General features: G+C 62.9%; 9 protein-coding genes. 6 read left to right on the plus strand and 3 right to left on the minus strand.

Annotated elements, in window-relative coordinates; translation table 11 throughout:
• Window positions 1-85: 85 nt before the first annotated feature.
• From PQR53_RS24440 to PQR53_RS24450, 3 genes are all read left to right on the plus strand, one after another.
• Window positions 86-2,521 (plus strand): 3-hydroxyacyl-CoA dehydrogenase/enoyl-CoA hydratase family protein, encoded by a 2,436-nt coding sequence (locus PQR53_RS24440; RefSeq protein WP_408459582.1) that lies wholly within the window; start codon window positions 86-88, stop codon window positions 2,519-2,521.
• Window positions 2,522-2,540: 19 nt separating this feature from the next.
• A complete protein-coding gene (locus PQR53_RS24445) occupies window positions 2,541-3,740 on the plus strand; it encodes an acetyl-CoA C-acyltransferase (protein ID WP_408459585.1) in 1,200 nt (399 codons plus the stop codon).
• 149 nt (window positions 3,741-3,889) lie between these two features.
• A complete protein-coding gene (locus tag PQR53_RS24450; protein WP_408459588.1) occupies window positions 3,890-4,660 on the plus strand; it encodes an enoyl-CoA hydratase in 771 nt (256 codons plus the stop codon).
• A gap of 121 nt (window positions 4,661-4,781) precedes the next feature.
• On the opposite strand, the gene fdhD is transcribed toward PQR53_RS24450, so the two are convergent.
• Window positions 4,782-5,621 carry a formate dehydrogenase accessory sulfurtransferase FdhD gene (fdhD, locus tag PQR53_RS24455; RefSeq protein ID WP_408459591.1) on the minus strand — a complete coding sequence of 280 codons (840 nt, stop codon included), beginning with the start codon at window positions 5,619-5,621 and terminating at the stop codon, window positions 4,782-4,784.
• Window positions 5,622-5,777: 156 nt separating this feature from the next.
• Between fdhD and PQR53_RS24460 the strand changes: the two genes are divergently transcribed.
• Both PQR53_RS24460 and PQR53_RS24465 read left to right on the plus strand, forming a co-directional pair.
• A complete protein-coding gene (locus tag PQR53_RS24460) occupies window positions 5,778-6,254 on the plus strand; it encodes a nitrate reductase associated protein (RefSeq protein WP_408459594.1) in 477 nt (158 codons plus the stop codon).
• A 153-nt stretch (window positions 6,255-6,407) separates the two neighbouring features.
• Complete coding sequence (locus PQR53_RS24465; RefSeq protein ID WP_408459597.1) at window positions 6,408-9,518, plus strand: sensor domain-containing protein; 3,111 nt, start codon at window positions 6,408-6,410, stop codon at window positions 9,516-9,518.
• Window positions 9,519-9,644: 126 nt separating this feature from the next.
• Here PQR53_RS24465 and PQR53_RS24470 read toward each other — a convergent pair whose 3' ends face one another.
• Entirely contained in the window at window positions 9,645-10,259 is a 615-nt protein-coding gene (locus tag PQR53_RS24470; protein ID WP_408459599.1) for a glutathione S-transferase, read from the minus strand.
• Between the two features lie 330 nt (window positions 10,260-10,589).
• On the opposite strand from PQR53_RS24470, the gene PQR53_RS24475 reads away from it, so the two are divergent.
• Window positions 10,590-10,922, plus strand: a complete 333-nt coding sequence (locus tag PQR53_RS24475) for a DUF4148 domain-containing protein (RefSeq protein ID WP_408459602.1) — start codon at window positions 10,590-10,592, stop codon at window positions 10,920-10,922.
• Between the two features lie 179 nt (window positions 10,923-11,101).
• On the opposite strand, the gene PQR53_RS24480 is transcribed toward PQR53_RS24475, so the two are convergent.
• Window positions 11,102-11,497 (minus strand): acyl-CoA thioesterase, encoded by a 396-nt coding sequence (locus PQR53_RS24480; RefSeq protein WP_408459605.1) that lies wholly within the window; start codon window positions 11,495-11,497, stop codon window positions 11,102-11,104.
• Window positions 11,498-11,665: the final 168 nt, after the last annotated feature.

Genomic DNA, 11,665 nt, shown 5'->3' on the forward strand with positions numbered 1-11,665 from the left:
GTCACGCGCTTTGAAACGCGTGGCGCTTCGCCAGCCACACATCGCGACAAATACGCGACACCGCATAACTCCCCGGAGGAACGACGTGAGCAATCTGATCATTCGCAAGGTAGCCGTGCTCGGCGCCGGCGTGATGGGCGCGCAGATCGCAGCGCACCTGATCAACGCCAAGGTGCCCGTGCTGCTGTTCGACCTGCCCGCAAAAGAAGGCCCGAAGAACGCGATTGCGCTGAAGGCGATCGAGAATCTGAAGAAGCTGTCGCCCGCGCCGTTCGGCGTGAAGGACGACGCGCAATACATCCAGCCCGCCAACTACGACGACGACATCGAGAAGCTCGCTGAGTGCGACCTCGTGATCGAAGCGATCGCCGAACGCATGGACTGGAAGCACGACCTGTACAAGAAGGTCTCGCCGCACATCGCACCGAATGCGATCTTCGCGACCAACACGTCGGGTCTGTCGATCACCGATCTGTCGAACGGTTTCACGGATGAACTGAAGGCGCGCTTCTGCGGCGTGCACTTCTTCAATCCGCCGCGCTACATGCATCTGGTCGAACTGATCCCGACCGCGACTACCCGTCCGGAGATTCTCGACCAGCTCGAATCGTTCCTGACGAGCGTGGTCGGCAAGGGCGTCGTGCGGGCAAAAGACACGCCGAACTTCATCGCCAACCGCGTCGGTATTTTCTCGATCCTCGCCGTGATCACCGAAGCCGCGAAGTTCGGCCTGCGTTTCGACGAAGTGGACGACCTGACGGGCTCGCGTCTGGGCCGCGCGAAGTCGGCAACGTTCCGCACGGCCGACGTGGTCGGTCTCGACACCATGGCGCACGTCATCAAGACGATGCAGGACACGCTGAAAGACGACCCATTCTTCCCGGTCTACGAAACGCCGGCTGTGCTCGCTGAACTGGTGAAGAAGGGCGCGCTCGGTCAGAAGACCGGCGGCGGCTTCTACAAGAAGGAAGGCAAGGCGATCAAGGTGCTCGACCCGCAGACGGGCGAGTATGTCGACGGCGGCGCGAAGGCCGACGAACTGGTTGGCCGCATCCTGAAGCGCCCGCCGGCGGAACGTCTGAAACTGCTGCGCGAATCAGAGCATCCACAGGCGCAATTCCTGTGGTCGATTTTCCGCGACGTGTATCACTACATCGGCGTGCATCTGGAATCGATCGCTGACAACGCGCGCGACGTCGATCTGGCGATTCGCTGGGGGTTCGGCTGGAACGAAGGTCCGTTCGAAGGTTGGCAGACGGCCGGCTGGAAACAGGTCGCCGAATGGGTGCAGGAAGACATCGCGGCAGGCAAGGCACTGTCGAACGTGCCGCTGCCGTCGTGGGTATTGGAAGGTCCGGTTGCCGAGAAGGGCGGCGTGCATACGAACGAAGGTTCGTGGTCGCCGGCATCGAAGACTTTTGTGCCGCGCTCGTCGCTGTCGGTCTACGACAAGCAGGTGTTCCGTGCCCCGCTGGTCGGCGAGACCGCCGCGGACCCGAAGACCTACGGCAAGACGCTGTTTGAAACCGACGCCGTGCGCGCCTGGGTCGACGACCGCGCCGGCGAGAACGACGTCCTGATCGTGTCGTTCAAGAGCAAGATGAACACGATCGGACCGTCGGTGATCGACGGCCTGACGCAAGCCATCGAACTCGCCGAGAAAGACTACAAGGGTCTGGTCGTGTGGCAGCCTACGTCGCTGAAACTCGGCACGCCGGGCGGCCCGTTCTCCGCCGGCGCGAACCTGGAAGAAGCGATGCCCGCCTTCATGATGGGCGGCGCGAAAGGTATCGAGCCGTTCGTGCAGAAATTCCAGCAAGGCATGCTGCGCGTGAAGTATGCGAGCGTGCCGGTCATCTCGGCGGTGTCGGGCATCGCGCTCGGCGGCGGCTGCGAACTGGCGCTGCATAGCGCGAAGCGTGTCGCGCACATCGAAAGCTATATCGGTCTGGTCGAAGTCGGCGTGGGTCTCGTGCCCGCGGGCGGCGGTCTGAAGGAAGCGGCATTGCGCGCGGCGGAAGCTGCAACGCAAGTGGGTGCGACCAACGATCTGCTGAAGTTCGTGCAGAAGTCGTTCGAAAACGCCGCAATGGCTAAGGTCTCGGCCTCGGCGCTGGACGCCCGCGCAATGGGCTACCTGAAGCCGTCCGACACGATCGTGTTCAACGTGTTCGAACTACTCGACGTCGCGAAGAAGGAAGCGCGTGCGTTGTCGGCAGCGGGCTACCGTCCGCCGCTGCGTGTCACGCAAGTGCCGGTGGCCGGCCGCTCGGCGATTGCGACCATCAAGGCATCGCTCGTCAACATGCGCGACGGCCGTTTCATCAGCGAGCACGACTATCTGATCGCGAGCCGCATCGCTGAAGCGGTGTGCGGCGGTGACGTGGAAGCCGGCAGTCTGGTCGACGAAGAATGGCTGCTGAAACTCGAGCGTCGTGCGTTCGTCGATCTGCTCGGCACGCAAAAGACGCAGGAACGGATCATGGGCATGCTGCAAACCGGCAAGCCGGTGCGTAACTAAGCGGCAAGGGAGATATTCAATGGCAAAGCAATTGCAAGACGCATACATCGTCGCCGCGAGCCGCACGCCGATCGGCAAGGCGCCGCGCGGGATGTTCAAGAACACGCGACCGGACGAACTGCTGGTGCACGCGATCCGATCGGCTGTGGCGCAGGTACCCGGCCTCGATACCAAAGTGATCGAAGATGCGATCATCGGCTGCGCGATTCCGGAAGCGGAACAAGGCTTGAACGTCGCGCGAATGGGCGCGCTGCTGGCAGGCCTGCCGAACACGGTCGGCGGCGTGACGGTGAACCGCTTCTGCGCCTCGGGCCTCACCGCGCTGGCAATGGCGGCGGATCGCATCCGCGTCGGCGAATCGGACGCGATGATCGCCGGCGGCTGCGAATCGATGAGTATGGTGCCGATGATGGGCAACAAGCCGTCAATGTCGCCGCACATCTTCGATCGCAATGAAGACATCGGCATCGCCTACGGCATGGGCCTGACGGCAGAGAAGGTCGCGGATCGCTGGAAGATCAGCCGCGAAGCGCAAGACGCGTTCTCGGTCGAATCGCATCGCCGCGCGATCGCCGCGCAGCAAGCCGGTGAGTTCAACGACGAAATCGCGGCCTACACGATCACTGAGCGTTTCCCCGATCTCGCCACCGGCGAAGTGAAGGTGAAGACGCGCGAAGTCTCGCTCGATGAAGGTCCGCGCGGCGATACCTCAATGGAAGGCCTCGCCAGGCTGCGCACCGTGTTCGCCAACAAGGGTTCGGTGACCGCCGGCAACAGCTCGCAAACGTCGGACGGCGCGGGCGCGCTGATCGTCGTGTCGGAAAAGATGCTGAAGGAATTCAACCTGACGCCGCTCGCCCGTTTCGTCAGCTTCGCCGTGCGCGGTGTGCCGCCGGAAATCATGGGCATCGGGCCGAAGGAAGCGATTCCGGCCGCCTTGAAGGCCGCCGGCCTGAAGATCGAAGACATGGACTGGATCGAGCTGAACGAAGCATTCGCCGCGCAATCGCTGGCGGTGATTCAGGACCTCGGTCTCGATCCGTCGAAGATCAACCCGCTAGGTGGCGCGATCGCTCTGGGCCATCCGCTGGGTGCGACGGGTGCGATTCGTGCGTCGACGGTGGTGCACGGCCTGCGCCGCCGCAACTTCAAGTACGGCATGGTGACGATGTGCGTCGGCACCGGCATGGGCGCGGCCGGCATCATCGAGCGTCTGTAATCGTGGTTGCCCGGGTCCCCGCGGCGGTCGCTGGAGCGATCCTCGCAGTGATTGCCGCAGTGGTCCCCTAGGGATCACGGAAACGGTTCGCAGGCCGCCTGGCTTGCGAACCGTTTTTTCCTTTCAGCAGCAAAGAGGAGTACGAGGAGATGACAATGGATATTCTGATCGAGCGCGCCGATGGCGTGCTGACGATTGCCTTCAACCGGCCCGACAAGAAAAACGCGATCACGGCCGCCATGTATCAGACGATGGCTGACGCGCTGGTCGAAGCACAGGGCGACGCGTCGATCCGGGCGATTCTGATTCGCGGCAGCGCCGGCATCTTCAGCGCGGGCAACGATCTCGAAGACTTCATGAAGACCCCGCCGATGGGCGAAAACGCGCCGGTGTTCCAGTTCCTGCGTGCGATCAGCTCGGCGGAAAGGCCGGTGGTGGTATCGGTGGCGGGGCCGGCGGTCGGCATCGGCACGACGCTGCTACTGCACTGCGACCTGGTTTATGCGGCGGATACGGCGAGTTTTTCGCTGCCGTTTACTCAACTTGGGCTGTGTCCGGAAGCGGCGTCGAGTTTGCTGTTGCAGCGCGTGGCCGGCTACCAGGCGGCAGCGGAGAAACTGCTGCTAGGCGAAGCGTTCGATGCCGCCGAAGCACACCGCATGGGCTTCGTGAATCGCGTGCTGCCCGCCGCTGAAGTCGATGCGTTCGCGGCAGCGCAAGCGGCGAAGCTGGCGGCACTGCCGGCCTCGTCGTTGCGCGTGACGAAGAATCTGATGAAGCGCGCGAGCCACCAGGAACTGCATACGCAAATGACAGAGGAAGCGGTGCACTTCGGCAAGATGCTGCTCGCGCCGGAAGCGCGCGAGGCGTTCAAGGCGTTCTTCGAGAAGCGCAAGCCGGATTTCCGGCAGTTCGACTGAGCGAGGGCTGCGTTTGGGTGCTTGAATGGCGGCGAAGGATGCCAGAGAGGCCTGAATGCACTAGATGCGTCCGGCGATCATGCGCATCAACAGTTGCAGATCCTCCCGGCATTTCCTCCGCTTAAAGCTGCGTCGACTGCAACGTGTCATAGTCGACGTAGCTGGTTTCGCGGCAGAAGCTGACCAGCCGCACGCCGGCCTTGCGGGCAATTGCAATCGCCAGCGACGACGGCGCCGAAATCGTCGCGACCATCGGCACGTCGACACGCGCTGCCTTGCGCACCAGCTCGTAGCTGGCTCGGCTCGACAGAAACACAAAACCTTCCTTGGTATCCACGCGATCAAGCACCAGCTGGCCGATCAGCTTGTCGAGTGCGTTGTGACGGCCGACATCCTCGAACGCGTAGCGAATCGCGCCTGCCGCATCGCACCATGCGGCGGCGTGCAGGCCGCCGGTCAGACGCGTCAGCGACTGGTGTTCCGGCAATTCGCGCGCGGCACGAGCAATCGCATCCGGCGCGAGCCGTTGCAGAAAGCCGGTGTCGGGCACGCGCTCCGGATTCAGATCCAGCAGATCGATGCTTTCGATTCCGCACACGCCACAGCCGGTGCGCCCGGCGAGCGCGCGGCGCTTTTCCTTCAGCGCGACGAAAGCCTGCTGCACCACTTTCAATTGCACCTCGGCGTGCGGCAATTCGTCATCGTCGTGTAGCTCGACCTCGATGTCCTGAATGTCGCTGCCGCGTTCCACGATCCCTTCCGAAATCGCAAAACCGACCGCGAACGCTTCCAGATCGCGCGGCGTGCACATCATTACCGCGTGCGAGATGCCGTTGAAGACGAGCGCCACCGGCCACTCCTGACCGACGTGATCGGTGACGGATTCGACCAACGCGCCGCGATGCCGGTGTACGTGGCGCTCCACGGTGCCCGGCTGCCCGGCTGTATCCAGTTCGTTCAAGCTGTTTCACTCCTGTCATGCTGCGCGGTTGAGCGGCTGGCAGCGTTGCCCGGCGTTGTGAAGCGGTGCCAGACCACGCCGCTATTACGCGAATAAGGTTCTAAAATACCTCAAGCTGGGCTGGTGCGCTGCCCGCTACCAACGAGGAATACTGTCATGGGACTCAACGAAGCACCGCTTCTGTTCAACTTCGAAGTCGCGTCTTCGGAGAATTTCACCTACATCCCGATGTCGGTGCGCTTCAATCTTGATCGCTTCGGGTTGCGCATCACGCTCGCGCAGTGGCAGCTGCTGCCGCTCGAGGATCGCAAGCTGCTGGCGCGTTTTCCGGTCGAAGAGGACGCGGAAATCGAACCGAATTTCGACCATGCGCTGTTCGAAATGCTGCGCACGCACGCCAACGTCGAGCCGGAGTGGTTTACGCCCGAGGAAGCGCCCGCCTGGCGCCGCACGGATAGCGTGCCGGATGGCGTCGCGCATCAGGCGGGGCTGGCCGGCCTGCCGACGCCGGACGTTGCCCAGTGGGCCGAACTCGGGCCGTTCAAACGCTACGTGCTCGCCAAATTGTCGCGCAAGCCGGACAGCAACCACGACTTCGTCCCCGCGATGAAGGAATTTGGTGCGGCCGGCTAGGTGCGGCGTTTTTTTTCATCCCTCGCCCTCAATCTGTTCCGAACCCTGCCGTTATCCATGGGTTGGCGCGTAAAAAGACTCGACTCGATGCGACCCGACGCACCGAAAGCGACCCCGCGCTCCCGCCCTCAGAACGATTGACGTTCGGAATCCATGACTCCTTTTTTATCGAAGCGGCTGCTGATCAATCTGGCGGTCGTCGCCGCGGCGGTCGGCGCGAACGCGTGCGTCGCCTATACGCAGATTTGCGGCCAGCGTGACGCCGACGCGCGCATGCTGCGTTCGGCGAGCGTGCGTCAGAACCTCGACGCCTACCATACGGCGCTCGACGGCGGGCTGGCCACGCTTGGCCGTTTCGAAGCGATAGGTGAGGCCGTGCCGGTGAACGAGGTCGCCGCCATGGCGCCCGTGCTGGCGGGTCTGGAGCATGATTTGCGCAACGAGCTCGCCGGCGAGCCCGCGATGCTCGACACGCTCGCCAGGCTCAGCGCGGACAGTCACGTGCTGCAGCACGATATCGCCGATGCGCTGTTGACGGGCGCCGGCGCGACGCCGAACGAATCGCGCGGGTGGGCGGTGTCGACCTATACGCATCTCGGGCTGGGCCTCGGCCGAGTGGAGGCCGGTCTCGCGGCGTTGCGCCAGCAGGAGGATGAGGCGTTGCAGGTGTCGCTCGCGGCTTCCACGAGCGAGACCCGGCGCGCCATGTTTCTGCTGCTCGTGACGATGCTAGGCGGTGGCGCGCTCCTGATCTTCACGTTCGGCGCCCGCGAAAGCCGCGCGCGTGAAAAGCTGCGCACCGTCGGCGCGATTAGCCGCAACGACGAGCGTTTTCGCGGCCTGTTCGATGATCATCCGGTGCCGATGTACATTTTCGATCGCGAGACGCTGCGCTTTCTCGCGGTCAACGCGGCCGCGATCCAGCAATACGGCTACTCGGAAAGCGAATTTCTCGGCATGACGATTCGGGCGATCCGGCCGAATGTCGAAATCTCGCGACTCGAATCGTACTTGCAGCGCAGCGATGTCCAGCAACAGGGCCGCACGATGGCGGGCATCTGGCACCACCGGCGCAAGGACGGTTCGATGATCAGCGCCGACATTTCGTATCACGCGCTCAACTTCATGGGCCGCGCCGCTTTCTTCGTGCTGGCCGATGACGTCACCGAGCAGATCAACGCCGAAGCCGAAGCGCAGCGTTCGAACCAGATGCTTGAAACGGTGATCGACAACATTCCGCAGCGGATTTTCTGGAAGGATCGGGAGTCGCGCTATCTCGGCTGCAATATGGCGTTCGCGCGCGATGCGGGGCTCTCGTATTCCGAGCAGGTCGTCGGCAAGAGCGACAGCGAGATGCCGTGGCGCGCTTACGCCGAGCTGCTGAACGAGCACGATAGGGAAGTGGTGACCACCGGCGTGCCGAAGATGAACTTCGAGGTCGATGTGCTGATCGACGGCGTCCATCGCACCATGGTCACGAGCAAGCTGCCGTTCACTGACAGCGACGGACGCGTGATCGGCGTGCTCGGGTCTTATACGGACATCACCGAGCGCAAGCGCTCCGATCTGGCTTTGCGTCTGCAAAGCCGTGCGCTCGACGCCAGCGTCAACGCGATTCTGATAACCGCGCCGTCGCCGGCGGGCAATCTGATCGAATACGTGAACCCCGCGTTCATGCGCATCACCGGTTACGACCCCGCCGAAGTGATCGGCCACGATTGCCGTGTCCTGCAGCGCGACGACCGCGACCAGGAAGGCGTTGCGCTGATCCGTCAGGCGCTCGCCGCGAACCGCGAGGTGAGCGCCGTGGTGCGCAACTATCGCAAGGACGGCGCGCTGTTCTGGAATCAACTGTTCATCGCACCGGTGCCGAACGCGGAAGGCGTGATCACGCACCACATCGGTGTGATCAACGACGTGACCGATCTGATCCGCTATCAGGAACAGCTCGAGTATCAGGCCAACTACGACAGTCTCACGCGGCTGCCGAATCGCAATCTGCTGCGCGATCGTCTGCAGCATGCGTTGATCGTTGCGCACCGGCACCACAAGGGCGTTGCGGTCGTGTTCATCGATCTGGATGGTTTCAAGAACGTCAACGATACCCTCGGTCATAGCGTCGGCGACCGCTTGCTGAGCGTGGTGGCCGAGCGGCTCGCGCGCTGCTCGCGAACCAGCGACACGGTGGCGCGGCACGGTGGCGACGAGTTCGTGATCGTGATGACCGATACCGTCGACGAGCAGTCGCTGATCGCGTGGATGGAGCGTGTGCGCGCGTCGATTTCCGAGCCGGTGTGGCTCGACGGCACCGAGTTGTATGTCGGCTGCAGCATGGGCGCGAGCCTCTTTCCGCAGGACGGCGAAGACGCGGAAACGCTGATGAAAAAAGCCGACCTCGCGATGTATCGCGCGAAGGACATGGGCCGCAATACCTTCCAGTTCTACCAGCCGGAGATGAATGCGAGCGCGGGCGCGCGCCTGAATCTTGAGCGGCGTTTGCGCCGCGCGTTGCGCGACAACGAGTTCCTGTTGCACTACCAGCCGCAGGTGGATATCGAGAGCGGACGGATCGTCGGCACCGAGGCGCTGGTGCGCTGGCACGATCCGGAAGTCGGCCTGGTGCTGCCGTCGCTATTCATTCCGGTTGCCGAGGAGAGCGGCTTGATCGGGCCGTTGTCGGAATGGGTGTTGCGCGAGGCGTGCCGCCAGAACAAGGCGTGGCAGGACGAAGGCTTGCCGCCGGCGCGGGTCTCGGTGAATCTGTCGGCGCGCGTGTTTCAGCAGCGCGATATCGCGAAGCTGGTCAAACAGGTGCTGGCCGAGACGGGTCTCGAGCCGCAGTATCTCGAACTCGAGCTTACCGAAAGCACCATCATGCGCAATGCCGAGGAGGCGGTGTCGATGCTCAACGAGCTGCACGCGCTCGGCATCGGCCTTGCCATCGACGACTTCGGCACCGGCTATTCGAGCCTGAGCTATCTGAAGCGCTTTCCGGTGGACCGGCTGAAGATCGACCGCTCGTTCGTGTCGGATATCGGCGTGTCGGGCGACGATGAAACGATTACCTCGGCGATCATCGCGCTCGCGCATTCGCTGAAGTTGCAGGTGATCGCGGAAGGCGTGGAGACGTCGGCGCAACTCGACTTTCTGAAAGAGCGTGCATGCGACGAAATGCAGGGCTTCTACTTCGCAAGGCCGCTGTCGACGGATGCGATCTCCGAGTTGTTCCAGGGTGGCGTGGACCGGGAAGCGGCGACGGTGTAAGCCGTGACTGCGGATGAGCGCCGGCAGCCAAAGCGCGGCCGGCCGTCCCGGCGCCTGCAATCGGCAGTGAAGCCCGTTGCAGGCTGCGCTTGTTGCTCGCTGGCTGGCTAGCCGCCCGGGCGCGTTTTATACCGCTGGCGTGTCGACGAACACCGGCAACTGCTCGGCTGCCTCGGAAAATGCCTGGAGTTGCGGATGTGCCGCCTTGGTGACGATCTCCGGCAAGAACATCTGCGTGAAATTCCACGCTACGGCTACCGTCACGTCCGCCGCGCCGAAACGGTTCGCTTCGACGGGTAGCGGGGTCGACACGAGTTCCGCTTCGAGTTCGCGGTAAGCGGCGAGCAATTGCTCGGTCACGCGGTCGACCCACGGCTCGTGCTGCTTGTCCGCCGGACGCAGATTGCGTTCGTAGACGATCTGCACGGACTTCTCACAAGCGGCCAGCGCGAGGCCCGTGAGACGCGCGGCGCGCAGGCAGTGCTCCGCTTGTGTCGGGAAGATCCGTTGCTCCGGCGCGGCGAGCGTGGCGACGTATTGCAGGATCACGGTCGAGTCCATCACGCGCTGGCCGTTGTCGAGGATCAGGGTTGGCGCTTTCACGACCGGATTGATCTTCGCGAACGCCTCATACGTGCTGAATACGGAAATCGACTTGTGGTCGAAGTCGAGCTTCAGCAACTTCAGGCAGATAGCGACGCGCCGCACGTAGGGCGAATCCAGCATTCCAATCAGTTTCATTTCACTCCCGTTAGAAGATCCATCGGACTTGCCCGAGCGGGCGAGGATGTCGCCGTTCGACTGCCAGACGGCGTTCGTGCAGTATTAAGCCAGTAGATCAAGGCGTTCGCCAAGCCAAAAAGCGACATTAATCGACGATTCGACCGGTCTTTCGCCGGGTAAAGCGGTTTGCGCGCGAGGGTCAGTCGTATATATTCGAGTTTCCCATCTCAGACTTCGCTGGGAACCACGAAGCACCGATTCACGTGGCGTTGCGCCCGCTTTTCGCTGCTCGCACTCTGTCATGGGCGTTTCGCCGTCGAATATCTGCCAATCCGACTGGAGAGAAAAATGACGTCTTCACCTGCAAGGAAATGGGCTGTGTTGCTGGCATCGGTTGTACTGAGCGTGGCTTCGGTTGCACCGGCGTTCGCGCAAAGCGGCGGTGGCGGTGGCCCGGCGGGGAATGACGCCGATGCTGCCAAGCCAATGGCCGCTTCAAAGGCAACCACCACGAAGGCCGAGCGCAGTGCCGCGGCCAAGCAGCGACGGGCGAAGAAGAACGCCGAGCTGAAGCAATTGGAGAGTAACGGGTATAACCCGTCGCGCAACGACCCGAACTATCCGACTGACCTGCAGAACGCGCAGAAGAAGGCGGGGATAGGCGCAGCGGCGAGCCAATGAACGTGAGCCAATAAACGGCTGCGGGCCGGACGGAGGCTGGCGGTTCGGTCGTGCTGGCGCTGGGAGATTCCGGCATACGCAACCCGGCGTGCACGGCCTGGCAACACAACCCGCCAGGCACAACGTATGAAGATAAACGAGGCGCTCAGGCGCCTCGTTTTTCATTCAGTATCCGCCGCTCAATCCAGCACCGGCAGCGCGCGCGGGCGCCGGTCGCTATCGGTCGCGACATAGGTCAGGGTCGCTTCGGTGACCTTCACGAGCTCTTCGGTCAGGCTCATGCGTTGCGCGTAGACCTCGACCGCCACCGTCACCGACGTGTTGCCCGTCTTGACGATATCGGCATAAAAACTCAACAGATCGCCGACAAACACCGGCTGCTTGAAGACGAACGAATTGACCGCGATGGTCGCCACGCGCCCATTGGCACGACGGCTTGCCGGAATCGAACCGGCGATATCCACTTGCGCCATGATCCAGCCACCGAACACATCGCCGTGGACATTCGCGTCCGACGGTTGCGGCATGACGCGTAGCGCGCAAGGTTTTTGCGGGAGTTGAAGAATATCGGTCATCGGGGCACCCTTGAAGTTCGTAATGGCTCGGCCGGCTCGACTAGCAGGCGGGGGATTTCACGAAGACTGTACGACACAGCAGTACGACACAGCGGTTCGGCACGGCCACGCGGCACACCGGCACGGCCCGGATGAAACCTCGGCCGGCCATTCCATGAAAGCGGCGCC

It is taken from the genome of Paraburkholderia fungorum (genome assembly GCF_046027605.1).
GTDB classification, from domain to species: domain Bacteria; phylum Pseudomonadota; class Gammaproteobacteria; order Burkholderiales; family Burkholderiaceae; genus Paraburkholderia; species Paraburkholderia fungorum_F.